The organism is Streptomyces sp. NPDC088725, from assembly GCF_044751305.1.
Lineage (GTDB): Bacteria > Actinomycetota > Actinomycetes > Streptomycetales > Streptomycetaceae > Streptomyces.
On the sequence record NZ_JBIVLO010000018.1, the window covers coordinates 29,442 to 55,791 of the forward strand.

Annotated in this window: 19 protein-coding genes and 1 other RNA gene; 14 read left to right on the top strand and 6 right to left on the bottom strand. The window is 70.8% G+C overall.

The annotated features are described in order from the left end of the window. Nucleotides 1-99: 99 nt before the first annotated feature. Nucleotides 100-705, top strand: a complete 606-nt coding sequence (locus ACIP6N_RS29415) for a TetR/AcrR family transcriptional regulator (protein WP_401820693.1) — start codon at nucleotides 100-102, stop codon at nucleotides 703-705. Between the two features lie 203 nt (nucleotides 706-908). Here ACIP6N_RS29415 and ACIP6N_RS29420 read toward each other — a convergent pair whose 3' ends face one another. The 4 genes from ACIP6N_RS29420 to ACIP6N_RS29435 all read right to left on the bottom strand — a co-directional run bounded on the left by ACIP6N_RS29420 (nucleotide 909) and on the right by ACIP6N_RS29435 (nucleotide 8,226). Next, nucleotides 909-1,790 carry a carbohydrate ABC transporter permease gene (locus ACIP6N_RS29420; RefSeq protein ID WP_401820696.1) on the bottom strand — a complete coding sequence of 294 codons (882 nt, stop codon included), beginning with the start codon at nucleotides 1,788-1,790 and terminating at the stop codon, nucleotides 909-911. After that, the gene (locus ACIP6N_RS29425) at nucleotides 1,787-3,133 is read right to left on the bottom strand and encodes a carbohydrate ABC transporter permease (RefSeq protein ID WP_401820697.1); all 1,347 of its coding nucleotides are present in this window, start codon (nucleotides 3,131-3,133) and stop codon (nucleotides 1,787-1,789) included. The genes ACIP6N_RS29420 and ACIP6N_RS29425 overlap by 4 nt, the downstream gene beginning before the upstream one ends. A 4-nt stretch (nucleotides 3,134-3,137) precedes the next feature. After that, entirely contained in the window at nucleotides 3,138-4,517 is a 1,380-nt protein-coding gene (locus ACIP6N_RS29430; protein ID WP_401820699.1) for an ABC transporter substrate-binding protein, read from the bottom strand. A gap of 220 nt (nucleotides 4,518-4,737) precedes the next feature. Beyond that, nucleotides 4,738-8,226 (bottom strand): FtsK/SpoIIIE domain-containing protein, encoded by a 3,489-nt coding sequence (locus ACIP6N_RS29435; RefSeq protein WP_401820729.1) that lies wholly within the window; start codon nucleotides 8,224-8,226, stop codon nucleotides 4,738-4,740. 523 nt (nucleotides 8,227-8,749) lie between these two features. On the opposite strand from ACIP6N_RS29435, the gene ACIP6N_RS29440 reads away from it, so the two are divergent. The 4 genes from ACIP6N_RS29440 to ACIP6N_RS29455 all read left to right on the top strand — a co-directional run bounded on the left by ACIP6N_RS29440 (nucleotide 8,750) and on the right by ACIP6N_RS29455 (nucleotide 14,294). Further along, nucleotides 8,750-10,432, top strand: a complete 1,683-nt coding sequence (locus ACIP6N_RS29440; protein ID WP_401820701.1) for a serine/threonine-protein kinase — start codon at nucleotides 8,750-8,752, stop codon at nucleotides 10,430-10,432. Between the two features lie 437 nt (nucleotides 10,433-10,869). Further along, on the top strand, nucleotides 10,870-12,111 hold the full coding sequence (locus ACIP6N_RS29445; RefSeq protein ID WP_401820703.1) for a serine/threonine-protein kinase: 1,242 nt from the start codon (nucleotides 10,870-10,872) through the stop codon (nucleotides 12,109-12,111). A 141-nt stretch (nucleotides 12,112-12,252) separates the two neighbouring features. Further along, nucleotides 12,253-13,359: a peptide chain release factor 2 gene (gene prfB, locus ACIP6N_RS29450; RefSeq protein WP_401820704.1), complete on the top strand. Its 1,107-nt coding sequence runs from the start codon at nucleotides 12,253-12,255 to the stop codon at nucleotides 13,357-13,359. 278 nt (nucleotides 13,360-13,637) lie between these two features. Further along, entirely contained in the window at nucleotides 13,638-14,294 is a 657-nt protein-coding gene (locus tag ACIP6N_RS29455; RefSeq protein WP_401820706.1) for a hypothetical protein, read from the top strand. Nucleotides 14,295-14,486: 192 nt separating this feature from the next. On the opposite strand, the gene ACIP6N_RS29460 is transcribed toward ACIP6N_RS29455, so the two are convergent. Further along, nucleotides 14,487-14,690 carry a hypothetical protein gene (locus ACIP6N_RS29460; RefSeq protein WP_401820708.1) on the bottom strand — a complete coding sequence of 68 codons (204 nt, stop codon included), beginning with the start codon at nucleotides 14,688-14,690 and terminating at the stop codon, nucleotides 14,487-14,489. A gap of 259 nt (nucleotides 14,691-14,949) precedes the next feature. Between ACIP6N_RS29460 and ftsE the strand changes: the two genes are divergently transcribed. From ftsE to ssrA, 5 genes are all read left to right on the top strand, one after another. After that, nucleotides 14,950-15,639, top strand: a complete 690-nt coding sequence (ftsE, locus tag ACIP6N_RS29465; RefSeq protein ID WP_401820731.1) for a cell division ATP-binding protein FtsE — start codon at nucleotides 14,950-14,952, stop codon at nucleotides 15,637-15,639. A gap of 110 nt (nucleotides 15,640-15,749) precedes the next feature. Continuing rightward, the gene (gene ftsX / locus ACIP6N_RS29470) at nucleotides 15,750-16,667 is read left to right on the top strand and encodes a permease-like cell division protein FtsX (protein WP_401820710.1); all 918 of its coding nucleotides are present in this window, start codon (nucleotides 15,750-15,752) and stop codon (nucleotides 16,665-16,667) included. 67 nt (nucleotides 16,668-16,734) lie between these two features. Next, nucleotides 16,735-18,048 carry a S41 family peptidase gene (locus ACIP6N_RS29475; protein ID WP_401820712.1) on the top strand — a complete coding sequence of 438 codons (1,314 nt, stop codon included), beginning with the start codon at nucleotides 16,735-16,737 and terminating at the stop codon, nucleotides 18,046-18,048. Nucleotides 18,049-18,082: 34 nt separating this feature from the next. Then, nucleotides 18,083-18,562, top strand: a complete 480-nt coding sequence (gene smpB, locus ACIP6N_RS29480; RefSeq protein WP_401820713.1) for an SsrA-binding protein SmpB — start codon at nucleotides 18,083-18,085, stop codon at nucleotides 18,560-18,562. A gap of 115 nt (nucleotides 18,563-18,677) precedes the next feature. Continuing rightward, nucleotides 18,678-19,064: a transfer-messenger RNA gene (gene ssrA / locus ACIP6N_RS29485) on the top strand. Nucleotides 19,065-19,130: 66 nt separating this feature from the next. On the opposite strand, the gene ACIP6N_RS29490 is transcribed toward ssrA, so the two are convergent. Beyond that, nucleotides 19,131-20,495 carry an MFS transporter gene (locus ACIP6N_RS29490; protein WP_401820714.1) on the bottom strand — a complete coding sequence of 455 codons (1,365 nt, stop codon included), beginning with the start codon at nucleotides 20,493-20,495 and terminating at the stop codon, nucleotides 19,131-19,133. A gap of 82 nt (nucleotides 20,496-20,577) precedes the next feature. Between ACIP6N_RS29490 and ACIP6N_RS29495 the strand changes: the two genes are divergently transcribed. The 4 genes from ACIP6N_RS29495 (at nucleotide 20,578) to ACIP6N_RS29510 (ending at nucleotide 26,207) form a co-directional block, all read left to right on the top strand. Continuing rightward, nucleotides 20,578-21,540 (top strand): LysR family transcriptional regulator, encoded by a 963-nt coding sequence (locus ACIP6N_RS29495; RefSeq protein ID WP_401820717.1) that lies wholly within the window; start codon nucleotides 20,578-20,580, stop codon nucleotides 21,538-21,540. Nucleotides 21,541-21,693: 153 nt separating this feature from the next. Next, on the top strand, nucleotides 21,694-22,551 hold the full coding sequence (locus tag ACIP6N_RS29500) for a hypothetical protein (RefSeq protein ID WP_401820720.1): 858 nt from the start codon (nucleotides 21,694-21,696) through the stop codon (nucleotides 22,549-22,551). Between the two features lie 285 nt (nucleotides 22,552-22,836). Then, nucleotides 22,837-24,978 (top strand): bifunctional polysaccharide deacetylase/glycosyltransferase family 2 protein, encoded by a 2,142-nt coding sequence (locus ACIP6N_RS29505; RefSeq protein WP_401820722.1) that lies wholly within the window; start codon nucleotides 22,837-22,839, stop codon nucleotides 24,976-24,978. Continuing rightward, nucleotides 24,975-26,207, top strand: coding sequence for an acyltransferase (locus ACIP6N_RS29510; RefSeq protein WP_401820724.1), 1,233 nt, complete (start codon nucleotides 24,975-24,977; stop codon nucleotides 26,205-26,207). The genes ACIP6N_RS29505 and ACIP6N_RS29510 overlap by 4 nt, the downstream gene beginning before the upstream one ends. The last annotated feature ends 143 nt before the right edge of the window (nucleotides 26,208-26,350 follow it).

Below are 26,350 nucleotides of genomic sequence, written 5' to 3' on the forward strand. Positions count from 1 at the left end.
GCTACGTCGAGAGTAGAACGGTAAGCGTCGCAACGCAACCGTATCGTCGTGACGTGCGCAGGGCCTCTGGCCTGCGCGGTGGCGCTATGCTCGGTGCCCATGACCACGGACCCCCGCCCCTCACGCCGCGTTCCCGCAGGAGCCGCCGTGCTCCGGGAGGACGTGACCGATGCCATCCGGGCGGCCGTCTTCGAGGAACTGGCCGCGGTGGGCTTCGCCCGGATGTCCATCGAAGGGATCGCGCGGCGGGCCGGCGTCGGCAAGACGGCCGTCTACCGGCGCTGGAAGTCCAAGCTCGCGCTGGTGCTCGACCTGGTCTCGGTGTTCGCGGCGCAGGGGCTGCCCGCGCCCGCGACCGGGTCGCTGTACGGGGATGTGCGGGCGCTGCTCGAAGTGGCCTCGCACGCGCTGCGCCACCCGGTCGCCTCGCAGGTGATCCCGGATCTGCTGGTGGAGGCGGCGCGCAATCCCGAGATCTCGGACGCGATCAAGTCGGCGCTGCTGGACGGCCAGCAGGGGATCGCGGCGGTGATCGTAAGGGAGGCGGTGGCGCGCGGGGAGCTTCCGGAGGGAACGGATCCGGACCGGGCGCTGGACCTGACGGTGGGTCCGCTGTACTGGCGGCTCGTGGTCGTACGCAACGACCTGCCTGCCGGGTACCTGGACGACCTGGCCGCGTCGGCGGTGGCGGCGCTCAGCCGCTGAGACGGCGGGACGCGGTCCGCACAGCGGGAGCGCGTCGGCTTTCGCGCGGACTTCCGCGGTCCGCGGCGGGAGCGAACGCCCGCGTTGTCGCGGCCCTCCGGCGTCCTTCCGGAGGTCTTCGAGCGCCTGCCGGCGGCCTTCCGGCGCTCCGTGAGGACCGGCCTGGCCGGCCGGTCCTCACGGAATGGGTCGGAGCGGGGGAGCTACTTCACGGCTCCCGCCATCACACCGGAGACGAACTGCCGCTGGAACGCGAAGAACACGGCCAGCGGGATGATCATCGAGACGAAGGCGCCGGGCGCCAGCACATCGACGTTGTTGCCGAACTGCCGTACCTGCTGCTGGAGCGCCACGGTGATCGGCGGATTCTTGGAGTCCGCGAAGACCAGCGCGACCAGCATGTCGTTCCAGACCCAGAGGAACTGGAAGATGCCCAGGGAGGCGATCGCGGGACCGCCGAGCGGCATGACGACCCGGGTGAACAGCCTGATCTCGCCCGCTCCGTCCAGGCGGGCCGCCTCCAGCAGTTCCCTCGGGATCTCCGCGAAGAAGTTGCGCAACAGGAAGATCGCGAAGGGAAGCCCGAAGGCGACGTGGAAGACCACCACACCGAAGGTCGTCTCGAAGATGCCGATCTGGCCGAACAGCTTCGAGACCGGCACCAGCGCGACCTGCACCGGAACCACCAGGAGCCCGACGACCACCAGGAACCACCAGTCACGGCCCGGGAATTCCATCCACGCGAAGGCGTATCCGGCCAGCGAGCCGATCACCACGACGAACAGCGTCGCGGGGACGGTGATCGCGATCGTGGAGAGCAGGGAGTTGGTGATGATGTCGTTGTCGAGCAGCCGTGAGTAGTTCTCCACGGTCAGCTGGCTGGGGGCCGTGAAGACCTTCCACCAGCCGCTCGCGTTGATGTCCGTCGAGTCGCGCAGCGAGGAGACCAGCAGCCCGAGCGTCGGCATCAGCCAGAAGAGGCCGACCAGGATCAGGACGACCCGTACGAGCGTGCCGCCCGTGCGGGCGGCGATCCGGGTGCCGAGTGACTGCTTCGCCTTGACCACACCGTCGTTCATGGTCATCGGCGCGTCTCCTTTCGCATCCTGCGGACGTTGACGAGCATGACCGGGATCACCAGCAGGAGCAGCACCACGGCGATGGCGCTGCCGACACCGAGATCCGCGTCCGTGCCGAACGACGAGCGGTAGAGCTGGAGCGCCAGCACGTTCGCGTCGTCCTGGGAGGAGCCCGGCGCGATGATGAAGACCAGGTCGAAGATCTTCAGCACATTGATCATGAGTGTGACCATGACGACGCCGAGCACCGGCGCCAGGAGCGGCACCGTGACCTTGCGGAAGACCTGCCACTCGGTGGCGCCGTCGACCCGTGCGGCCTCGAGGAGTTCACGGGGCACGCTCGCCAGTCCGGCCGCGATGAGGACCATCGCGAAGCCGGCCCACATCCACAGATAGCTGCCGATGATGGACGGGGTGACGAGCGAGGGGCCCAGCCAGTTGACGCCGTTGTACGGCTCCCTGAAGTTGTCCGCGGGGAGCCGGAGTTCGGCGCCCTCCGCCGACGCGGGGAGACTGAACGTACCGTCGGCGGCGGCCTTGGCGGAGGCGACGACCTTGCCGTTCTTGACGGCCTCCACCTTGATGCCCTTGAGGCCCAGTTCCTTGGCGTCGATGACGTTGGGCTTGCCACCGCCGCCCTTGGTGAAGTCCAGCCAGGCCGTGCCGGTGACCTTGCCGGCCTCGGGCCGCGCGGCCTTGGCCGGCGCGGCGCCGGACGGCATCTTCGCCGGCGGGACGCCCACCAGCGGAATGCTGACCGGGGTGTCCGCCCGGGCCGGCTGCTTGGTGACGAACGAGCCGCCGCCGCCCGGCTTGAGCGGATGCACCGGCAGGGGGTGCGCCTGGGGGAAGCCCGACGACTCCGCGAAGGTGTCGTGCACTCCGACCCAGACGGCGTTGGCTATGCCGCGCTCGGGGTCCTGCTCGTACACGAGCCGGAAGATGATGCCGGAGGCGAGCATGGATATCGCCATCGGCATGAAGACGACCAGCTTGAACGCCGTTCCCCAGCGCACCCGTTCGGTGAGTACGGCGAAGATCAGACCGAGGGCCGTGGCGACCACGGGCGCCACGATCACCCAGATCACGTTGTTCTTGACCGCGGTCAGGATGGTGTCGTCGGTGAAGATCTCGATGTAGTTGTCGAGACCCGCGAACGAGTCACCGGACTTGTCGAAGAAGGACCGGTAGACGGAGAACCCGATCGGGTAGACCACGAGCGCGCCGAGCAGCACGAGCGCGGGCAGCAGGAAGCCGACCGCGACCCATTTGCGTGTGCCGGTCACGCTCTTGTTCGTGTCATTGCCGGGGGGCGCCTGCGGGGTGCCCTCCGTGACCGTAGTCGTCATCCCGTCAGCTCTCGAACGCCTTGGCCGCGTCCGACTCCAGCTTCCGCTGGGCGCCCGCGATGTCCTTCGGGTTCTTCAGGAAGTCCTGGAGCCCCTTCCATTCGCCCTTGCCGGGCGTACCGCCGAACGACTGCGGCATCTGGTCCGACATGTCGAACCGGAAGTCGTCGCCCGCGGATATCAGCGCCTTCGCGATACCGCGCTGTACGTCGTTCGGGTACGCGGCGCCGTCCAGGGACTTGTTCGGCGAGACGAAGCCGCCCTCCTCGGCCCAGATCTTCGCGGCGTCGGTGGAGGCCAGGAAGGTCAGCAGGGCCTGCGCGCCCTTGGAGTCCTTCAGCGCCACGGCCGCGTCGCCGCCGGTGACCACCGGGGAGTCGCTGCCGACGGCCGGGAACGGGAAGACCTTGGCGTCGGTACCGATCTTCGCCTCGGTCTCCGCGATGTTGACGCCGACGAAGTCACCCTCGAAGACCATCGCGGCCTTCGGGGCGTCGCCGCCGGTGAACGTCTGCGTGACGGAGGCGGGGAACTCGGTCTGGAGCGCGCCGTCCGCGCCGCCCGCGATCAGGCTCGGCTTGCCGAACAGCTGGGCCAGCGTGGTCAGCGCGTCCTTCACGGACGGGTCGGTCCACTTGATCTTGTGCTGGGAGAGCTGGTCGTACTTCTCGGGACCGGCCTGGGAGAGGTAGACGTTCTCGAACCAGTCGGTGAGCGTCCAGCCGTCAGCGCCGCCGACCGAGACCGGAGTGACGCCGGAGGCCGAGATGGTGTCGGCCGCCGACAGGAAGTCCTTCCAGGTCTTGGGCACCGTCACGCCCGCGTTCTCGAACGCGGCGTTGTTGTACCAGACCAGGGACTTGTTGGCGGCCTTGAAGTACACGCCGTACTGCGTGCCGTCGACCGCGCCGAGGTCCTGCCAGCCCTTGCTGTAGTTCTTCGCCAGCTGGGCCTTGGCCTCCGCGCCGAGCGGCTTGGCCCACTTCTTGGCCACGGCCTGCTGGATCGCGCCGACCTGCGGGAGCATCGCCACATCGGGCGGACTGCCGCCCGCGATCTTCGAACCGAGGAAGTTGACGATCGGGTCCTGCGCGGGAACGAACGTGACCTTCGCGCCGGTGCGCTTCTCGAACTCGGTCAGGACCTTGGTGAAGTTCTCCTGCTCAGGCCCGGTCCACACGGCCGCGACCTCGATCTTCTCCCCGTTCAGCTTGGGGAGTTGAACGGTCGGGGCGGCGGACGTGGTGGCCCCGTCGTCCGCCTTCTTGTCGGTGCCGGAATCACCGCTGCCGCAGCCGGCCAGAGCGACGGCTCCGACGGCAGCGAGGGCCACGGCGGCTTTGCGTGACCCAAAAGCCTTGTGTGTTCTGCGAATTGTGCGCATCGCTGGTGCCCCGTCTCTCCCGTGCGCGTACTGAGTTACGCATAACGGATCGGCGTCGCCGCCCTGACGTGGCGGCGCCGCTCTCGTCTGTGCGCCCCAGTCCTACGCTGGCAACTCGGGCCCTGCAATAGCCCATTGCGGGTCAATGAGATGATCGTAATGGGCTCGTGACGTGCGGAGACGGACGTGCGGACCTTTGTACGGAACTGCGCGTTGATCTTCAAGGGTGGGCCGGAGCCAGCGGTGCCACAGGGGCGGCGTCGACGGACCGGGCGGCCCGCTCCAAAGCGCTGGCGAGCAGGGCCAGATCGGTCGGCCCATTGCCCAGCTCGCGGACCGGACGACGGGTGGGAGGGTCGCCCATCCGCTCCCATTCCAGGGGCAGTACGGTCGGCCGCGAGGTCGCCGTACGGGGGATACGGCCGGTGACCCGGCCGCCCTGGAACGGGGTGACTCCGCCGTCCGGATGCCCCAGCCGGCCACGGCCCGGCGCCGGGTCCTGCGGCGACGGCGCGGTGGGCGGCACGTCCAGGACGACGCGCAGCCGCGCGCTGTGGGCGAGATCGGTGTCGCTCGTACGGTGGGGACAGGCGGACGACGCCACGAGGTGCACGCCCAGACGCTCGCCGTCCCGGGCGATCGCCTCCAGAGCGCGTACGACAGAACCGGCCGCGGGCCGGCCAGGACTGCCCAGCGCGGGAGCGACCAGCGCGTCGAAGTCGTCCACCAGCACGACGAGCCGGGGCAGCGGGGCGGGCTCGCCCGAACCTGGGACGGAGGCGTCGACGCGGAGCGCGCCGCCCGGCTGAGCGGCCTCGCGCTGCTCGGCCCGGCGGGCCGCCCGCTGCTGGGCGGCGCCGGCGGCGCGCTGGGCGATGATCCGGGCGGCCGCCTCTTGCCGGCTGTGCCACTCCGTGAAGTCGAGGCGGCCGAGGAGTTCGGCGCGCCGCTTCAGCTCGGCGCCGAGCGCCTGCGCGAACTCCCGCATCCTCACCGGGTCCGACGCGATCAAGTGCTCTGCGACATGCGGCAGTTCGGTACAGGCCGCCAGGCCCTCGCCGCGCTCGCCGCCCGCGCCGTCGACCAGCAGCAGCCCGAGCCGGTCGGGACGGGCCGCCGCGGCCAGCGAGGCCGCCACCGAACGGAGCAGCTCCGTACGGCCGCTGCCCGCCGGGCCCTCGATCAGCAAATGCGGTCCTTCTTCGACGAGATCGACGCTCACCGGGCCGTGCGGTCCGGCCCCGAGGACCGCCGTGCAGTCGCCGGTGACGTCGGCGGCCGACGCCCAACGGGCCATCAGGGAAGCGGGGGTGGCGCGGGCGAGGCCCAACTCGTCGAGCAGCCTGGCCGTTCGGGGCAGCGGTACGGCGGCGCTGCGCCGGTCGCCGCCGGCGGTGGTGCGCAGCGGCGCGAGCGCCCGCGCGAACCGCTCGGCCCAGGCGAGGGAGACCGCGTCGACCCCGGCGACCGTGCCGTGTCCCGCGGGCTGCCCCACCGGCGTACGCAGCACCCGCAGGGCGGTGGCCACATCGCCGCTCAGCAGGGCGACGGCCCCGCACTCGCGGAAGGGCAGCGAGGCCGCGCACGCCGTCTCGTAGGTCGCGGCGACCGGGGAGAGCGGCGAGGCCGCGGGCGTCTCCGCGAGACAGATGACATGGATGCCCGACGAGGCCCCCGCGCCGGCCAGCCGCGCCGTGATCTCGCGCAGCGCGGCGCTGCCGGGATCACCGTCGACGATCACGATCGTGTGCGGGCCCGTATGGCGGGCCGCCGCCTCCGAGACCGTTCCCGCGGCGGCCGACGCCCAGCCGAGGCCGAGCGGTCCGTCGTCGAGGCGGCGGCTCAGCTCCGCGGTCCTCGCGGTGGCCTGCTCACGGTCGAAGGCGAGCAGCAGCCGGCAGTCCTGGCCGTGGGCCGGGCGCACATGAGGCAGCCAGCCGAGCCACTGCCACTCCTGTCTGCGCTGCTCGGGGCTGATCGTCCGGTCCGTGCTGATCAGCACGATCTCCAGATCGGCGGGCGCGTGCAGCGCGGCGAGCTGCGCGACGACGGCCCTGGCCAGGCCCGTCAGCCGCTCGCGGGGGCCCGCGAGCCCCAGGGAACCGGCCTCGCGCAGCGATACGGTCGCGGGCTCCGGCGGCGCCGCTCCCGTGCCGGCGTCCTGCTGGTCGGTCGTACCGAGCCGGACGACCAGAGCCTCCGGGTGCGCGCTGTCGCGCTCCCACAGCCGGGGTCCCGGGCCGAGCGCGGTCAGCAGCACCTCGGCCGGGTCCGGCCAGATCTCGTCGGCCGCCGCGCGCGCCGCCGCACCCGCGAACGGCGCGGCACCGTCGCCGGACTCCGGGAGGTCGTCCTCACGTCCTCCGGCGAGGCGCCTGGCCCAGGCTCCTATGCCGCCGCGCCGCGCGGCGGAGGTGTCGGGGCGCTGCATCCCGCGCATCGGCGTCCCCTGCCGGCGCGAACCGCGCGGCTGGGGGATGTCTCCGGCGTCCGCGCCGTCGTGGGTCCGGGCGCCGTCGGACGGATCCCGTACGCCGTCCGACGGGTCCTGTGCGGCCGCTCTGCTGTGTGCCGGGCTGTTCACGGAGCCGGTGGCCGGACCGTTCCCGGACGCTGGCGCGCCGTAACCGGCGCCGTATCCGTCGTCCGCCGCCGCGCGCGGGTCCGGCACGCGCGACGTCGCGGACCCGGACCGCGCGTCCCTGCCGTACGCGCCGGACGGCGTGGAGCGGCCATGGGTCTCCGGCGCCGAGCCGGGCGCGAAGCCGGGCGCCGAACCGGGCCGGGGGCCGTACGACGAGATCACGCGGCCCTCCCCGGAGTCCCGCGGGTCACGGATCACCTCGGGCCCGCCCGGGCCCAGGCCGCGCGTGGCGGCGGAACCGCCGTGCGTGGGGGCGGCCTCGCGCGGGTCACCGCCGTACTGCGGCCCCGATGAGGTGCCCGCGGAGCCGTACCCGGAGCCGTCCGTGCGGTATCCGCCCGTCCCGTACGCGCCGGTCGTCCGGCCGGTGCCCGCCGGGGCGTCCGCACCCGGGGCGTACGCGAGCGGCGCGGCGTCCTCCGTGCCGGGGCGGACGATCCGCAGATGCCCCTCACCGTCCGGGGCGGTCGGCAGCGTGGCCGGCAGCTCGCCCGCGGTGAGCCGCAGGGCGGACTCGCCGAGCCGCAGCAGCGCGCCGGGCGCGACGGCGACGGGCAGCGTGCCGACTTCGACGCCTTCCAGTGTCGTGCCGTTGGTCGAGCCGAGATCCGCCACCGAAATCCGGCCATTCTCGGAAACCGTCACCGCGCAGTGCAGACGTGACACGTCCGGGTCGTCCAGCGGGACGTCCGCGGCGGCGGAGCGGCCGATCCTGATCTGGCCGCCGTGCAGCAGATGGACACCGCCCGCGTCCGGACCGGCGACCACACGCAGCTGGGCGGGGGCGTCCTCCGCCGGCACTTCGTCCGGGCCCGGACCGTGCAGGGAGAGCACCGCGCCGTCGATCAGCGGCGGCTCGCCGAGCGCGCAGCGCTGGGCGTCCAGCCGCTCGCGCCCCGCGTACAGCACGACCGTGCCGGCGGCGTCGGGCCCGGATGCGGCGGTGGCGAGGCCGGAGGCGACGGCCGCGAGAGCCGTCCCCGCGGGAGCGGTGACGAGCACGTCGCACGCGCGCCCCGAGGCATGGCCGCTGCGCGGCGCGAGGACGGTCAGCCGGATCTGCATCGCCGTCAGCGGTCCCTTCTGCGCGGGGTACGCGGCAGGGGAACCGCCCTGTGACATTCCCCCCACCACACCGGACACGTCGTCCGGTACAGGTCGGCACGGTTGGTGCGACCCCCGACTCCACACCCCGCGTGCTGGGGGCATCTTCGCACCTGCCTCTGACAACACGCCCGGGGGTCAGCCTCAAGCGATCTTGATTGGTCGGCTGTGGGGGTAAAAATGCCTGCTTGGGTCCTGCTCAGACGCGGCCGGAGACCACTGTGACGTGCGGTAACCCCCCTGCTCGGAAACCATCCGTGCGATCCGTGCGTCTTTCTTTCGAACACGAGCAGGAGAGGGACGTACGCCCGGACGCGCGGGACCGGCAGCGGACCGGGACGGGACCGCGGCCGGGGAGATCACCGGCCGGTGAGCCGTTCGGCCGGGCTGCTCACCCCCTAAAGTGGACCGGAAACCCGGACCCGGAACACCTCGGAGAGCCGGGGGCCGGGCAAGAGACGACGACCAGCAGGGAGCGCATGACGTGCGGCCGGTAGGCAGCAAATACCTGCTCGAAGAGCCCATCGGACGCGGCGCCACGGGCACGGTCTGGCGAGCCCGCCAGCGGGAGACCGCGGGCGCGGAAGCGGCCGTGCCGGGCCAGCCCGGTGAGACCGTCGCCATCAAGGTCCTCAAGGAGGAGCTGGCGAACGACGCGGACATCGTGATGCGGTTCCTGCGTGAGCGCTCCGTCCTGCTGCGCCTCACCCACCCGAACATCGTGCGCACCCGCGACCTGGTCGTGGAGGGTGACCTGCTCGCCCTCGTCATGGACCTGGTCGAGGGTCCCGACCTGCACCGTTACCTCCGGGAGAACGGTCCCTTCGGTCCCGTCGCGGCCTCTCTGCTCACCGCGCAGATCGCGGACGCGCTCGCCGCCAGCCACGCCGACGGCGTCGTGCACCGCGACCTGAAGCCGGCCAACGTCCTGCTCAAGGACGACGGCGAGCAGCTGCACCCGATGCTCACCGACTTCGGCATCGCACGCCTCGCGGACTCCCCGGGCCTGACCCGTACGCACGAATTCGTCGGGACGCCCGCCTACGTGGCGCCGGAGTCCGCCGAGGGCCGCCCGCAGACCTCCGCCGTCGACATCTACGGCGCGGGCATCCTGCTGTACGAACTGGTCACAGGACGCCCGCCGTTCGCCGGCGCGACCGCCCTCGAGGTGCTGCAGCGGCATCTCAGCGAGGAGCCGCGCCGCCCCGGCACCGTGCCGGAACCGCTGTGGACGGTGATAGAGCGCTGCCTGCGCAAGGACCCGGACCAGCGGCCGAGCGCCGTGAGCCTGGCCAGGGCGCTGCGGACCGTCGCCTCCGGTGTGGGCGTGCACTCCACGCCCGCCCAGATCGACGCCGCGATGGGCGTCGGCGCGCTGCTCGCGCCCGATCCGTCGCCCGCGGCCGTGCCCGAGACGCCCGGAGCCAGTGACCCGACGCAGGTCCTGCCGGGCAGCGCGGGCTCCTACGACCCGAACGCGGCGACCAGCTTCCTGCCGACCGCGGGAGCGGGTGCGCCGGGAGCGGGCGCCCCGGACCCGACCGCCGTCATGCCGCCCGTACCGCAGAGCGGCCACGGTCAGGACGGCCTCCAGGAGCCCGACGGCCCGCACCCCTGGCAGAGCCAGTTGCAGGCGGCCCGCGACCGCAACGAGCAGACGCAGGTCCAGTACCTCGACCCGAGCCAGGACCCGCTGCGCCGCCGCCCGCACCGGCCGGGAGCCCCGCAGCGGCAGCCCGGGCAGCAGCATCAGCAGCCGTCCCACCAGCAGCAGGCGTACCCGCCGCCCCAGCAGGAGGCGCCCCGGCGACAGCAGCCGCCCAGGCAGCAACAGCAGCCCCAGCAGCAGCGCTACGCCCCGCCGCCCCCGCAACAGCAGCAGCGGTACACGCCGCCGCAGACACCGCCCCAGCAGGCACCGCCGCAGCAGCCGTCCCACCGCGAGCCGCGCCCGCCGAGGCAGCGCGGCGCGAACCCGATGCGGATCCCGGGTCTCGGCTGCCTCAAGGGCTGCCTGTTCACGCTCGTGCTGCTGTTCGTCGCGGGCTGGCTCGTCTGGGAGTTGACGCCGCTTCAGGACTGGATCGGCGAGGGCAAGAGCTACTGGACCGAGATCAGTGACGGCTACGACAAGGTCTCCGGCTGGATTTCGAAGTTCAGTTCCTGAAAGCAGCCGGCTCGGTTCCGGCGGGCAGCCTGGCTCGGTTCCTCAGACCTGCTTGCCCCGTTCCGGGGAACTGCCTGCCCCGTTCCCGGAACCGCCTGCTCAGTTCCGGGAACAGCCTGCTCAGTTCCGGGAACAGCCTGCTCGGTTCCTGAGACCGCCGAGCCCGGGAACTGAGATCGGCGCGCTTCCCGGAGCCGGGACGGCTCCCGGAATCAGGCCAATTCCTGCTTCCCTGAAGGGCTCCGGTGCTCCGGCACGTCCCTGAACCAGGCACAATCACCACCGGGTGCGGCGACGGCTCCGCAGGGTCGGTCGCTTTGTCGACCTCCGCGGAACGAATTCCTCCGCAGAGGTGAAGACCGTCGCCGACCGGGGCACTGAACACCCGGACACCCGCGTACTTTGATGGGCATTCGCCAGCCGCTGAGGGAGCAGTCTTGGCACGGAATATCGGCAGCCGGTACACCGCCCACCAGATTCTGGGACGGGGCAGCGCCGGCACGGTGTGGCTCGGCGAGGGGCCGGAAGGCCCGGTCGCCATCAAGCTGTTGCGCGAAGACCTGGCGTCCGACCAGGAGTTGGTCGGGCGCTTCGTCCAGGAACGCACCGCGCTGCTCGGTCTCGACCACCCCCGGGTGGTCGCCGTCCGCGATCTCGTCGTGGACGGCAATGACCTGGCGCTCGTGATGGAGCTGGTGCGCGGCACGGACCTGCGTACCCGTCTCGACCGCGAGCGCAGGCTCCCACCCGAGGCCGCGGTGGCGATCGCCGCCGACGTGGCGGACGGGCTCGCGGCCGCGCACGCCGCCGGGGTCGTCCACCGCGACGTCAAGCCGGAGAACATCCTGCTCGACATGGAGGGCCCGCTCGGTCCCGGCGGCTCGCACCCGGCCCTCATCACGGACTTCGGCGTCGCCAAGCTGATCGACACCCCCCGCCGCACCAAGGCGAACCGGATCATCGGCACCCCCGACTACCTCGCGCCCGAGATCGTCGAGGGCCTGCCGCCCCGCGCGGCCGTCGACATCTACGCGCTGGCCACCGTCCTGTACGAGCTGCTCGCCGGCTTCACGCCCTTCGGCGGTGGCCACCCCGGCGCCGTACTGCGCCGCCATGTGACGGAGACCGTCGTCCCGCTGCCCGGCATCCCCGAGGAGCTGTGGCGCCTGCTCCTCCAGTGCCTGGCCAAGGCCCCGGCCTCCCGGCTGCGCGCCTCGGAGCTGGCGGCCCGGCTGCGCGAGCAGTTGCCGCAGCTCGGTGGGATCCCGCCGCTGGACGTGGACGAGCCGGAGGCGGAGCCGACCGAGCAGCCGTACGAGGAACCGCGCCGCGACACCCCGGAGGAGCCGCGCAGGCGCGGAGCCGTACCGCTCGTGCCGGGCGCCGTGCCCGACTCCAACCGCGACACCCACACGAGCATGCGCGTGCCGGGACCCGACGAGCTGGCGGGGGGCGCGCGCGGCACGGCCCGCGCGCCGAAGTCCGCCGGCGGGCGCAGGCCCGGCTCCGCGCGCCACAAGGCGGGGGCCGTGCGCAAGCGCCGGATCGTCCTCGGAGCGGTCGCCGTCCTGGTGGTCGCGGTGCTCGGCGTCGGCGGCTGGCTGGCGACGAGCAGTGACGGCGCGGCCACGTCCCCGCGGGACGCGAAGCACACGGCGTCGCCGATTTCCCAGCCGTAGGGCCCAGCCGCGGGCCCCGGCGGAAACCCCAGGCAGCCGGCCCCGGCGGAAGGCCCCGGCAGGAGGCCGTGTCCTGCCGGGGCCGAGGGGGCCTGGGCAGCGGGGGGACGGGTTTTCCCGCTCAACCGTTACGCTGGTCCCGTGGCAGTCGTCGATGTATCCGAAGAGCTGAAGTCCCTCTCCTCGACCATGGGGTCGATCGAGGCCGTCCTGAACCTCGACAAGCTGAGGGCAGACATCGTCGTCCTCGAGGATCAGGCCGCGGCCCCTTCCCTGTGGGACGACCCGGAGGCGGCGCAGAAGATCACCAGCAAGCTTTCGCATCTGCAGGCCGAGGTCCGCAAGACCGAGACCCTGCGCGGACGCATTGACGACCTGGAGATCCTTTTCGAGCTGGCCGACTCGGAGGGCGACGCCGACGCGCGCGCCGAGGCCGAGGCGGAGCTGGAATCCGTACGCAAGGCGCTGGACGAGATGGAGGTCCGCACCCTCCTTTCCGGCCACTACGACGAGCGCGCTGCCCTGGTCAACATCCGCGCGGAGGCGGGTGGCGTCGACGCCGCCGACTTCGCCGAGCAGCTGCAGCGCATGTATCTGCGCTGGGCCGAGCGGCACAACTACTCCACCGAGGTGTACGAGACGTCGTACGCGGAAGAGGCCGGCATCAAGTCGACCACCTTCGTGGTGAACGTGCCGTACGCCTACGGCACGCTCTCCGTGGAGCAGGGCACGCACCGCCTGGTCCGTATCTCGCCCTTCGACAACCAGGGCCGCCGCCAGACCTCGTTCGCGGGCGTCGAGGTGCTGCCGGTCGTCGAGTCCAGCGATCATGTCGAGATCGACGAGACCGAGCTGCGCGTGGACGTGTACCGCGCCTCGGGCCCCGGCGGTCAGGGCGTCAACACCACCGACTCCGCGGTCAGGATCACGCACGTGCCGACCGGCATCGTGGTCTCCTGCCAGAACGAACGCTCGCAGATCCAGAACAAGGCGAGCGCGATGAACGTGCTCCAGGCGAAGCTGCTCGAACGGCGCCGCCAGGAGGAGCAGGCCGAGATGGACGCGCTCAAGGGCGACGGCGGCAACTCCTGGGGCAACCAGATGCGTTCGTATGTCCTGCATCCTTACCAGATGGTCAAGGACCTGCGCACCGACTTCGAAGTGGGTAACCCGCAGGGGGTACTTGACGGCGAGATCGACGGTTTCCTGGAGGCCGGAATTCGCTGGCGCAAGCAGTCGGAGAGCTGAATTCACGCTTCGCAGAGATGACATGAGGGAACTGCCGCCTCCGGGGCGGCAGTTCCCTTTTATGTCACAGTTGCATCGCCGCACGCCGGACAACTGACGCGATTCCGGTCATCGCGCGCGGTACCCGCTTGACGCGTATATGAAAACTGGGAATGGTGAAGCGCTGCATGCGTTTTTCTGGGGCGCGTGTGGCCGGGGGGCACCGCACACGAACCCCCAACGGCCGCTGCCCCGGGCGCTGCACCACTGATGAATGAGCTACTGGGGGTAGCAGCCAGATGACCAAAAAGACGCGGATCCGCGTTGCACGTATCGCGGCCGGCGTAGTGATCGCCGCGGGCGCCTCGCTGACCGCAGCCGGCGCCGCTTCGGCCGCCGGCGTCAGTGACGCCGGTCTCGGCATCGGCCTGGACCTCTCGCTGGGCAGGATGTCGGACGAGCCGACGGACCCTCCGACCGAGATCCCCGACCCGCCGACCAGCGAGCCGACCGACGAGCCCACTCTGCCGACGGACGAGCCGACCCTCCCCACGGACGAGCCGACCCTGCCGACGGACGAGCCGACCCTTCCCACGGACGAGCCGACCGAGCCCACGGACGAGCCGACTCAGCCGTCCGACGAGCCGACCGACCCCTCCGGCGAGCCGACTCAGCCGACCGACCCCTCCACTCAGCCGAGTGAGCCGGGCACCGGTGGTGACAACGGCGGTGGCGACGACACCCACGGTGGCGGCGTCATCATCGGCGACGACAACAACACCGACACCGACAGCGCCGGCTCCCAGCCGGTGCAGCAGGGTGAGGCCAAGGAGGAGCTGGCGGAGACCGGCGCCGCCGAGACCACCTTCCTGCTCGTCGGCGCCGCGGTCATGATCGCGGGCGGCATCGGCTTCCGTATGCTGCCGCGCCTCGCCGGCGGCCGTACCGCCGCCTGAGACCACGGTCTCGGGCAGCACGCCGTACGAGACGTACGTCACGTACGGCGGGTAAGCGGATAAGACGTACGCGATGAGCGGTACGTAAGAAGTACGAGGGCCCGGACGCTCATCCAGCGTCCGGGCCCTTGCGTACGTCCTGCGCGCGCCTCTTGTGCGTACCTCGTGCGTGCACGTTGTGCGCGCCGGATATCAGCTCATGGCGGTCTGCTGTACGGCCACCAGCGCCACCGCGGCCACCACCAGCAGGGCCAGCAGCGTCAGCAGGGCTGCCGGGCTCAAGCCGCCCAGGGGGCCCTGCTGCTGAAGACGGTCCCTGTTGGCCCGGCACACGCGGCAGCGGCCCTCGGTCACAGGTCCCGCGCAGTTGGCGCACACCAATCGGTCGTAGGTCATGCGCTTTCCTCCTCACCGCGCGGCGGAGCCGCGGTCAGTGTCTCTCCGCTCAACGCTCGGGGATACGCCACCGTTCCCTTTACCACTGTGCCAGTTTCCGGGCCGTTCAGCGCGGGCGACCGGATTCCGGCGGCCGGTCGCGGCCGGCGATCGACGGTCATCCGTGATAAATCGCCCAACCCCGGACGCGGACTGCGCGGCCCTCTCCGCTTCGCGTAAGGTCACGCTCACCTACTCCCTGCCGACCGTGGTGCATCCCGTGATCCGATTCGACAATGTTTCCAAGACCTACCCGAAACAGACCCGTCCCGCTCTGCGCGACGTCTCCCTCGAAATCGAGAAGGGGGAGTTCGTCTTCCTGGTCGGATCCTCCGGTTCCGGTAAGTCGACTTTCCTGCGGCTGGTTCTCCGAGAGGAGCGCACCAGCCATGGCATGGTGCACGTCCTCGGTAAAGACCTCGCGCGCCTGTCCAACTGGAAGGTGCCGCAGATGCGCCGCCAGCTCGGCACGGTCTTCCAGGACTTCAGGCTGCTCCCGAACAAGACCGTCGCGGAGAACGTGGCGTTCGCACAGGAGGTCATCGGCAAGCCCAGGGGCGAGATCCGCAAGGCCGTCCCGCAGGTCCTCGACCTCGTCGGACTCGGCGGCAAGGAAGACCGGATGCCCGGCGAGCTGTCCGGCGGTGAGCAGCAACGCGTCGCGATCGCACGGGCCTTCGTCAACCGGCCCATGCTGCTGATCGCGGACGAACCGACCGGCAACCTCGACCCGCAGACCTCCGTGGGCATCATGAAGCTGCTGGACCGCATCAACCGCACAGGCACCACGGTGCTGATGGCGACCCACGACCAGAACATCGTGGACCAGATGCGCAAGCGCGTGATCGAGCTGGAGAAGGGCCGTCTGGTACGCGACCAGGCACGCGGCGTCTACGGCTACCAGCACTGAGCGGTTGACCGGCGCCGCGCGGTCACCGGCACCGCTCGCGGTCACCGCGCCGCCCGGTCACCGGCACAGAGCGTCGAAGTACTGAACGTACCGAAAGCTGAAAGGACGCCATGCGCGCCCAGTTCGTCCTGTCGGAGATCGGCGTCGGCCTCCGCCGTAATCTCACGATGACTTTCGCGGTCATCGTCTCCGTAGCTCTTTCGCTCGCCCTCTTCGGCGGTGCGCTGCTCATGCGCGAGCAGGTCAGCACGATGAAGGACTACTGGTACGACAAGGTCAATGTCTCCATTTTCCTCTGCAACAAGAACGACGCCTCGACCGACCCGGCGTGCGCCAAGGGTGCGGTGACGAGCGAGCAGCGGAATCAGATCAAGACGGATCTGAACAAGATGGACGTCGTCGACACCGTCATACAGGAGTCGTCCGACCAGGCGTACAAGCACTACCGGGAGCAGTACGGCGACACTCCCATCGCCGCGACGATCACCCCGGACCAGATGCAGGAGTCGTTCCGCGTCAAGCTGAAGGACCCCGAGAAGTACCAGGTGGTGGCAACCGCCTTCGCGGGGCGGGACGGTGTGCAGTCCGTCCAGGACCAGCGCAGCATTCTGCAGAATCTCTTTGATCTGATGAACGGCATGAACGTCGCCGCGCTCGGGGTGATGGCGCTGATGCTGGTCATCGCGCTGATGCTGATCGTCAACACCGTGCGCGTGTCGGCGTTCAGCCGCCGGAGGGAGACCGGCATCATGCGGCTGGTCGGCGCCTCCAGCTTCTACATCCAGATGCCGTTCATCATGGAGGCCGCGTTCGCCGGGCTGATCGGCGGCGTGGTCGCCTGCGTGATGCTGTTGTCGGGCCGCTACTTCCTCATCGACAGCGGTCTCGACCTGTCGAGCAAGATGGAGTTGGTGCAGTTCATCGGCTGGGACGCGGTCCTGACGAAGCTCCCGCTGGTGCTCGCGATCGGTCTGCTGATGCCCGCCGTTGCTGCTTTTGTCGCGCTGCGCAAGTACCTCAGGGTGTGACAAGCGCCCCTGGCGTGGAGTCGCCAAGCGCCGGTCCTTTGCCCTGCGTTGTCCTAGACTCGACGCCATGTCAGGCTCCGAGTCGCACGAGAGGCCCCGCGGAATTCGCCGCGGGGCAACCCTGACATTGGTGTTCGCGGGCGTCCTCGTGACCGCCGCCGCGGCGGCCAACTCCCTGCCGGGCACGGAGCAGCGGCCCGCGCGTACCTCCACCCGTTCCGCGGCTTCCGCCGCCTCCGCGGCCTCCACGGTCGACAGCGCGGAAGTGGCCAGAGCGGCCGCGGCGGCCATCGCCGACGGCAAGTCCGGTACGGAAGCGGCGGAAGAGGTCGTGAGCCGCAGCGGAGACCGCTGGGGCGCGGTCTACGACAAGGGCGAGTACGAGGAGTTCGAGCAGGCGCTCGACGGCTCGTACACCGGCGTGGGGCTCTGGGCGAGGCGGACGGTCAAGGGCCTGGTCGAGGTGACGCGCGTACTGCCGGGCGGCCCCGCGGCGCGTGCCGGGGTCAGGACCGGTGACACGGTCACGGAGATCGACGGCGCGGATGTCGGGAAGCGGCCCGTCACGGAAGTCATGGCTCTGCTGCGCGGTGACGGCAGGACGGCGAAGGCCGATCGGCCGACGGACGCGGGCAGCACCGCGGACGGCGGCAGGGCGGCGGAGACGGGTGGGCCGGCGGACGGAAGTGATCCGGCGGAGAGCGACGCGCCGCCGGCCGATCCCCGTACCAAGGTCGGCACGTCCGTGGCCGTCGGCCTCGAACGGGAGGGCCACCGCTGGACGAAGACCCTCCGCAGGGCCAGGCTCGCCACGGAGTCCGTCACGGTCGACACGGTCGCGGGCGGCGCCCGGCGGATCAAGGTCGGTGCCTTCACGAAGGGCTCGGGGCAGCGGGTGCGGGACGCGGTGTTCGAAGCTCCCGAGGGTGCGGGTGTCCTGCTGGACCTCCGGGGCAACGGGGGAGGGCTGGTCACCGAGGCCGTCACCGCCGCCTCCGCCTTCCTGGACGGCGGCCTGGTCGCCACGTACGACATAAAGGGCGAGCAGCGCGCGCTGTACGCGGACCCGGGCGGCGACAGCGACCGGCCCGTGGTGGTGCTGGTCGACGGCGGGACGATGAGCGCGGCGGAGCTGCTGACGGGCGCGCTGCAGGACCGTGGCCGGTCGGTCACGGTCGGTTCGCGCACGTTCGGCAAGGGTTCGGTCCAGATGCCGAGCCGGCTGCCGGACGGATCCGTGGCCGAGCTGACCGTGGGCCATTACCGGACCCCGTCGGGGCATGCGGTGGACGGCAGGGGAATCACGCCGGACCTCGCGGTGACCGAGCGCGCGCAGCAGCGGGCCGAGACGGTGCTGAGCGGCCTCGGCGTCACCGAGTAAAGAAGTTGCGTCGGAGTGCGAAAATGGCAGGACTATGGCTAAGGAAACTGGGCGCAAACTGATCGCGCAGAACAAGAAGGCGCGGCACGATTACCTCATCATCGACACCTACGAGTGCGGCCTTGTGCTGACCGGCACCGAGGTGAAGTCGCTGCGGCAGGGCCGGGCGTCGCTGGTGGACGGCTTTGTGCAGATCGACGGACACGAAGCGTGGCTGCACAACGTGCATGTGCCGGAGTACAGCCAGGGGACGTGGACCAACCACACGGCACGGCGCAAGCGCAAGCTGCTGATGCACCGGCTGGAGATCGACAAGCTGGAAGCGAAGTCGCAGGAGACCGGGCACACGATCGTGCCGCTGGCCCTCTACTTCAAGGACGGCCGGGCCAAGATCGAGATCGCGCTGGCCAAGGGCAAGAAGGAGTACGACAAGCGTCAGACCCTGCGGGAGAAGCAGGATCTGCGCGAGACGAACCGGGCCATCGCGTCCGCCAAGCGCCGCCAGCGGGCCTGATCCACACCTGGACCGCGACGGAATACGGTGGCCCCGCCGGCGGTTGATCACGTACGATGGGTCACACAGCCACAGACGGTGTGTGGTCTGTACCTAACTGAATAGTGTGAAGCATGGGGATGATCGGTTTCGACAGCGGATGTTGAAGCAGGTGAAGCGAGCCGAGGAAGCGGCAATGATCTCGTAAACCATATGTCGCAAACTATAATCGCCAATTCTAAGCGCGATTCCTCCGCCTTCGCTCTCGCTGCCTAATTAGCAGCTAGCGAAGACTCCGCGGAGTGTCAGCCCGGGGCTGTTCCCGACCCGGATCCTGGCATCAGCTAGGGGACTAAACCTGTAGGTCCGGTCGCGGGATCTAGAGGGAAATCAAACAGTGACTGAGCCCGTCGGAGACTTGTCCGTGTGATCTCCGGGGCCGAGAAAAGCGAAGCGGACTGCGCTCGGAGAAGCCCTGGTTCTGCACCGTTGGACGCGGGTTCGATTCCCGCCATCTCCACAATTCCCATGTGAGGCGAAGGCCCCGCTGTCCTGGTGACGGCGGGGCCTTTGTCATGCGCCGGCGCCCTCATGTCTTGCTCCGGCCTCCGGTCGTCGCCGCTGTCGCTGTCGCTGTCGTCGTCGCCGTCGTCGCCAGGAGTAACGCGAGAGCCGCGGCGCACAGTGGCAGGACGTAGCCGTGGGACGGAGGCGCGTGGTCCACCGTCCAGCCGCCGGCCGCCGAGCCCGCCGCTGTTCCGCCGAGCAGGGCGGTGACGGAGAGCGTCATCCCCTCGTTCAGCCGGTCCTGGGGGGTGAGGTGCTGGATGAGCGTCATGCCCGTCACCATCGTCGGGGCCGTCGCTGTGCCTGCGAGCAGCAGTCCGCAGGCGAGCAGCGGCAGCGATCCGGACAGCGCGGCGAGCAGGGGAAGTGTCAGCATCAGGGTCATTCCGGCGGTGCACAGCGCCAGCCGCCGGTGGACGTTCCTGGCCGGGCGGATCAGGGAGCCGTGCAGCAGACCGGCCGCGCACGACCCCGCGGCCTGCAGCGCGAGCACCGCGCCGCCCCAGGCGCCGTGCCCGCGGGCGTCCGTGTAGGCGAGCGTGACGACCTCCGTCGAGCCGAAGACCGCGCCGGTGGCGAGGAATACGGCGAGCAGTGCGGTCGTCGCGGGGTCGCGGAGCGGGGCCGGTGACCGTGCCGTACGCCCGGACACCGGTGGTTCCGTGGTGCGCTGGGCCGCGAAGATCAGGACGCCGGACAGCAGCAGGACCGCGCCCGTCAGCGTGCCCGCCTCGGGGAAGAGCGCGGAGCACAGGAAGGCGGCGACGACCGGGCCCAGCATGAAGCAGAGTTCGTCGGCTGCCTGTTCGAAGGAGTTGGCGGTGTGCAGCGCGGCGGCGTTCGCCGGAGTGGGCTCCCGGTGCAGGTACGCCCAGCGGGCGCGGGACATGCCACCGGTGTTGGGTGTGGTGGCGGTTGCCGCGTAGGCGGCGAAGAGCGTCCACGCGGGTGCGCCGTAGCGTACGCACAGCAGCAGCGCGAGTGATCCGGCCGCCGCGATCACCGTGGCGGGTACGGCGGTACGGGCCTGTCCGTACCGGTCGACGAGGCGGGCGGTCCAGGGCGCGGCGAGCGCGGTGGCCGCGAGGCCGGTGGCGGTGACGGCGCCGGCGAGCGCGTACGAGCCGCGTGATCCGGCGATCATCAGCACGGCGCTCACGCTGAACATGCCCATGGGCAGCCGGGCGATGAGATTGCCGAGGGTGAAGGCGCGGGCGCCGGGGACCGCGAAGAGCCGGGCGTACGGGCCGGGCGGGCGGACGCGCCCGCGCTTCCGGTGGTGCGTGGGCGGGGTGTCGGTGGCGCGCGAGGCGAGCACGAGGGTGCTGCCCGTGACGGTGACCAGTGGCGTGTCGGACGACCGGGCCTGTGGGGCTGAGTACGGCATGACCTCAGCCTCGGGCCGGGAACCCGGCGTGGTCCAACACCGTTTCCGTGGCCATTGACGCGTCTGTGTTGTTGAATGCGGCGTGCCCAGAGACATCGAACCCCGGCTGCTCCGCGCTTTCACAGCCGTCGCCGAGGAGTTGCACTTCACCCGAGCCGCTGCGGCGCTCTACGTCGCGCAGCAGGCGCTCAGCCGCGACATCCGCAGGCTGGAGCGGGAGTTGGGAGTGACGCTGTTCGTACGGAGCACCAGGCAGGTCGCGTTGACGGCCGACGGGGAGCGACTGCTGCCGTACGCACGCCGGTTGCTGGCGGCCCAGGACGAGCTGATCGCCGCGTCGGCCGATTCGGAACGCCCACTGCTGGTGGATCTCAACACCGAGGGCATGACGTCAGGGCGGGTGCTGGCGCGCGCCCGGGAACTCGCACCGCACCGTGAGCTGATGGCCCGCTTCGAGAGTGGTCTCAGCGGCGCGGCGGCCGGCATCGCCGCCGGTCGCCTCGACGCCTCCTTCGGCCGCTTCTGCGGTCTCGCCCCCGCGCTGCGTGCCGGGCTCGCGCATCAACTGGTCCGCTACGAGCGGATGGCCGTGCTGCTGCCGTACGGCCACCCGCTCGCCGACCGCGCGGAGGTGGCACTCGCCGATCTCGCGGGCGAGCGGGTGTACGCGGGCGCGGGAAATCCGCGCACTCGGGAATGGACCGATCTCGCGCGCCAGCTTTTCGCGGGCCGCTCCATCGATATCGCGCCACCGGCCCCCATGGCGGTGGGGGCAGAGGAATTCCGGCGGATCATGGCAAAGAATCGCACGCCAGTTCTTTCGGTGATGGAATTTCCGATCATGCCGGAGACGGTACGGCGCCCACTCGTCGATCCGGTGCCCCTGTCACCTGTGTCCTTGGTGTGGGCCAAGGGCCGTACACACCCCGGAATCGAGGCATTGCGGGCCGCTGCCGGGGAACTCGCCGAAGCCGAAAGCTGGCTTGCCGGAATTCCCGGCAGTTGGCTGCCTGTTGATGTCACGGCACGGATACAGGGCGATTAGTCAAGTGGAAGTACGGCTGTTGGTGGTGTGCGCTACATTCGGGGTCCGGGTGCGGGGAAATAAAGAGCACTCGGCCAGGTGGGGGCCTGGCCGACGGCATATTCGGCCGGCTCTGTGCGCACCCAAGAACATCCGTGGGGGGTGTGCACAACAATGGACAAGTGGCTGGAAGACGCCCAGAACGGGCGCACGCACGAACCGAGTAACGTCACCGTCGAACGGGACGGTCTGGGCCGCCAGCTCTCGGAGCTGCCCGCCGGAGCCGGTCCCGCGCAGGAGTCAGGTCCTGGGCGGGAGACAGTGCGGGACGTCACCGACAGGCCGGTCTTCGTCGACGCGAGCGGTCGCAGGAGCAAGAAGTTACGCCGGGCCGGCTGGGTCGTGACGCTCGCCTGCGCCGGCTACGCCGTCACACTGGCGATCGCGCTGGTCGGCGGCAGCTCCAGCGCTCCCTGGTTGCCGCTGCCCGGCCACAAAGAACTGCCGGGTCCCGCGGACCAGCCCACGTCGGACAGGGTCGACGTGCGGCCGGGCCCCGTGAGCGGCGCTCCGGCGGGGACAGCGCCGGGCGATCCGGCGGCGTCACCCGCGCCCATGGGCTCCAACGGCCGTGTGCTGCCCGGCCCTTCGGGCAGCACGTCCGCACATGAGGTGAACGGCTCAGGGGCCGGATCCGGCGGCGCGACGCCTCCGGCTCATTCCCCGGCGGGCGGATCGGGTACCTCGGGAGGCGCCGGTGGGGCCGCTGGTACGGGCGGGGCAAGCGGTACGGGAGGTGCAGGCGGAGGACAGGGCGGAACCGTCCCGGTCTCCGGCGGTCCGTCGTCCGGACCCGGCACACCGGCCGGGGACACGACGGGCGGTGCGGGCGGTGCGGGTGGGGGCGCCGGAACGGGCGGTACGCCGGTCGGCTCCACTCCGTCCGGCGGACCGACCACGACACCGGACGGACCCGTCGCGGATCCCCCGGGACAGCGCGGCACCCAACTGGCGGCGGAGGGGACCCGATAGATGACCGCCACCGACAGACCGGGGCACCGGCGAAAATCCCGGAGCGGCGAGCGAGCCGAGCACGCGGAACACACAGGGCACATACAGCGCACGGAGCGCATCGAGCGCCCGGAACCTGCCGTTCACGCCGAGCACGCTGATCACACGCTGCCGGCTGATCACAGCGAGCACGCTGATCACACCGAGCACGCGCAGCATCCAGAGCCCGCGCAGCACACCGAGCCTGCCACTCCTGCCGGTCCCGCCGTTCGGTCCCGTCGCACCGGCGGGCGGCGACGGCTGCCCATGCGGTACACGCTGCCGACTCTCCTCCTGGTCGCGCTCGCCGTCATGCTCATGCTGCGCGGCTACGTGCACAGCGAAATCCTCGCCGACCACCGCGTACGCGCGCCGGCCGCGACCGACGAGGTGCCCCAGCGGATCCTGGACGGCGGCCCCGTGATCGACGCGCGGAGAAAGACCGAAGCGAAGTCGCTGGCCATCCCGGACCACAAGATCGCCCTCACCTTCGACGACGGCCCCGACCCGGTCTGGACGCCCAAGGTCCTCGATGTGCTGAAGAAGTACGGCGCGCACGCCACGTTCTTCGTCACAGGGACGATGACCTCCCGCTATCCGGCCCTGGTCAAGCGGATGGTGGACGAGGGCCACGAGGTCGGCGTGCACACCTTCAGCCACCCCGACCTCTCCTTCCATTCCAGGTCCCGCATCGACTGGGAACTCACCCAGAACCAACTGGCCCTGGCCGGCGCGGCGGGCATCAGGTCGTCGCTCTTCCGGCCGCCGTACTCCTCGTTCGCGAACGCCATGGACAACGAGTCCTGGCCGGTCACGCAGTACATCGGCAACCTCGGCTACATCACCGTTCTCGACAGCACCGACAGCGAGGACTGGAAGCGTCCCGGCATCGCCACGATCAGCAGGAACGCCGCCCCGAGGCACGGCAAGGGCGCGGTCGTCCTGATGCACGACTCCGGCGGCGACCGCGCGCAGACCGTTGCCGCACTCGCGCACTTCCTGCCGAAGGAACGGAGCAAGGGGTACACGTTCGACACGGTCAGCGAGGCCCTTGGCGCGCCCAGCGCCCATACCCCGGTCTCCGGGCTGGAGTTGTGGAAGGGCAAGGCCTTCGTCGGGGCGGTCGCGCTCTCCGACAACATCACCACGGTCATGATCGGCGGGCTCGCGGCCGTCGGCGTTCTGGTGATCGTCCGGTTCGGCCTGATGCTGCTGCTGTCCTTCGCCCACGCGCGCAAGGTCCGCCGCCAGGGCTTCGGTTGGGGCGACGAGGTCACCGAACCGGTGACCGTGCTGGTGCCCGCGTACAACGAACGCGCCTGCATAGCCAACACGGTGCGCTCACTGATGAAGAGCGACCACCCCGTCGAGGTCATCGTCATCGACGACGGCTCCACCGACGGCACGGCGGACATCGTCGAGGCGATGTGGCTGCCGAACGTGCGGGTCGTACGCCAGGAGAACAGCGGCAAGCCCGCCGCCCTCAACCGCGGTATCGCCGAGGCCGGCCACGATCTGATCGTGATGATGGACGGCGACACCGTCTTCGAACCCCCCACCGTGCGCGAGCTGGTACGCCCCTTCGGCGATCCCCGGGTCGGTGCCGTCGCGGGCAACGCGAAGGTCGGCAACCGCGACACACTGATCGGGGCCTGGCAGCACATCGAGTATGTGATGGGCTTCAACCTCGACCGCCGTATGTACGACGTACTGGGCTGCATGCCCACCATCCCCGGCGCGGTCGGAGCCTTCCGGCGTACGGCACTTGAGCGGGTCGGCGGTATGAGCGAGGACACCCTCGCCGAGGACACCGACATCACCATGGCCCTGCACCGCGACGGCTGGCGCGTGGTCTACGCCGAGCGCGCGCGGGCGTGGACCGAGGCCCCGGAATCCGTCCAGCAGCTGTGGTCCCAGCGCTACCGCTGGAGTTACGGCACGATGCAGGCGATCTGGAAGCACCGCCACGCGGCCGTCGAGCGCGGTCCCTCAGGCCGCTTCGGCCGCGTGGGCCTGCCGCTGGTCTCGCTCTTCATGGTGGTGTTCCCGCTGCTGGCCCCGCTGATCGACGTGTTCCTGCTGTACGGACTGGTCTTCGGCCCCACGGCGCACACGATCGTGGCCTGGCTCGGCGTCCTGCTCATCCAAGTCGTCTGCGCCGCCTACGCCTTCCGGCTCGACGGGGAACGCGTGGGGCATCTGATCTCGCTGCCGCTCCAGCAGATCCTCTACCGGCAGCTCATGTACGTGGTGCTGCTCCAGTCCTGGGTCACCGCGGTCACCGGCGGCCGGCTGCGCTGGCAGAAGCTGCGCCGTACGGGCACGGTCCAGGCGCCCGCGACGGCCACGCTGCCGCTCCCGATCCCGGGCCCGCGGCAGCACAGCGCGGCGCGGAGGCCGGTGGCATGAGCACGCGCGATGTCGGGACCGGAGACATCTCCCGCGTCCACCGGCCCGCCTGTACGGAGCAGACGCCGGAGCCGGAGCCGGACGCGACCGTGCCCGCGAAAGCGGTCACGTCCGGGCCGGGCCGCGACCGGTATCTGGATCTGCTGCGCGCGGTCGCCCTCGTCCGGGTCGTGGTCTTCCACATCTTCGGCTGGGCCTGGCTGACCGTCCTCTTCCCTTCCATGGGCGTGATGTTCGCGCTGGCGGGCTCGCTGATGGCCAAGTCCCTTTCGGGGCGCGGCTCCTGGAGCGTCATCCGGGGCAGGCTGCGGCGGCTGCTGCCGCCGATGTGGGTCTTCGGCGCGCTCGTCGTGCCGCTGATGTTCGTCATGGGCTGGCAGCCGGCCAGGGACGAAGGGGTCCGGGGGCTGATCAGGCTCGCCAACTGGATCCTGCCGCTCGGCGCACCGCCGTACCCCGACCCGGCGGGCGGCATCAGCGGTTTGCTGGACGCCTCCTGGGCCGACCAGGCCGCGGGCCCGCTCTGGTACATCCGCGCGTACCTGTGGTTCGTCCTCGCCTCGCCGTTCCTGCTGTGGGCGTTCCGGAGAGCGCCGTGGGTGACGCTCGCGCTCCCGGTCGTCCTGACGGCCGTCATCGGCACGGGATTGGTGGACTTTCCCGGCGAAGCGGGCCTGACCCTGGGCGACTTCGCCGTATACGGCGCCTGCTGGGTGCTCGGCTTCGGGCACCACGACGGGATGTTCCGGCGGATCCCGCGCTATCTCACGGTGTCACTGGCCGCGTTCGTCATGGCGGGCGGCCTGTGGTGGGCGTCCGGCCATCTCGGCGACGAGGGCTGGAACCTGGACGAGATCCCGCTCGCCCAGGCGGCCTGGTCCGTGGGGTTCGTCGCGATCCTGCTCCAGTACGCGCCGTCGTGGCGGGCCCTCCCGGGGAAGCTGGCGCGCTTCGACTCGGTGGTCACACTCGCCAACAACCGCGCCGTGACGATCTATCTCTGGCACAACGTGCTGATCATGGCCACGTTCCCGCTCATCGACCAGCTCTACGGTGTGCCGGGCCTGACGGGGTTCTCCAGCCAACTGGACACGGCCTACCCGGTGTTGCCGCTGATCCTGGTCTGGCCGCTGATCGGCCTGATGGTCGTGGCGCTGGGCTGGGCGGAGGATCTGGCGGCCCGGCGCCGGCCGCGGCTGTGGCCGAACGGCGTACGACGCGACGGCTGACCCGGGCCCGCGTCCGCGGACGACGCGACCCCCGCCCGGGGCGGGGGGGGGGGGGTGCGGGGGGGGGGGGCGGCGGGGCCGGAACCCCGGGGCGGGGCCGGGTGGGGGGGTAGGCTGGGTAAAAAAACCCAGAGCCGGGGGGA

Coding starts and splice junctions, on each gene's coding strand:
- smpB (WP_401820713.1), top strand. CDS start 18,083: ATGGCTAAGGAAACTGGGCGCAAACTGATCGCGCAGAACAAGAAGGCG.
- ACIP6N_RS29500 (WP_401820720.1), top strand. CDS start 21,694: ATGGACAAGTGGCTGGAAGACGCCCAGAACGGGCGCACGCACGAACCG.
- ACIP6N_RS29430 (WP_401820699.1), bottom strand. CDS start 4,517: ATGCGCACAATTCGCAGAACACACAAGGCTTTTGGGTCACGCAAAGCC.
- ACIP6N_RS29415 (WP_401820693.1), top strand. CDS start 100: ATGACCACGGACCCCCGCCCCTCACGCCGCGTTCCCGCAGGAGCCGCC.
- ACIP6N_RS29505 (WP_401820722.1), top strand. CDS start 22,837: ATGCGGTACACGCTGCCGACTCTCCTCCTGGTCGCGCTCGCCGTCATG.
- ACIP6N_RS29455 (WP_401820706.1), top strand. CDS start 13,638: ATGACCAAAAAGACGCGGATCCGCGTTGCACGTATCGCGGCCGGCGTA.
- ACIP6N_RS29420 (WP_401820696.1), bottom strand. CDS start 1,790: ATGACCATGAACGACGGTGTGGTCAAGGCGAAGCAGTCACTCGGCACC.
- ACIP6N_RS29460 (WP_401820708.1), bottom strand. CDS start 14,690: ATGACCTACGACCGATTGGTGTGCGCCAACTGCGCGGGACCTGTGACC.
- ACIP6N_RS29425 (WP_401820697.1), bottom strand. CDS start 3,133: ATGACGACTACGGTCACGGAGGGCACCCCGCAGGCGCCCCCCGGCAAT.
- ACIP6N_RS29490 (WP_401820714.1), bottom strand. CDS start 20,495: ATGCCGTACTCAGCCCCACAGGCCCGGTCGTCCGACACGCCACTGGTC.
- ACIP6N_RS29475 (WP_401820712.1), top strand. CDS start 16,735: ATGTCAGGCTCCGAGTCGCACGAGAGGCCCCGCGGAATTCGCCGCGGG.
- ACIP6N_RS29510 (WP_401820724.1), top strand. CDS start 24,975: ATGAGCACGCGCGATGTCGGGACCGGAGACATCTCCCGCGTCCACCGG.
- ftsX (WP_401820710.1), top strand. CDS start 15,750: ATGCGCGCCCAGTTCGTCCTGTCGGAGATCGGCGTCGGCCTCCGCCGT.
- ACIP6N_RS29435 (WP_401820729.1), bottom strand. CDS start 8,226: ATGCAGATCCGGCTGACCGTCCTCGCGCCGCGCAGCGGCCATGCCTCG.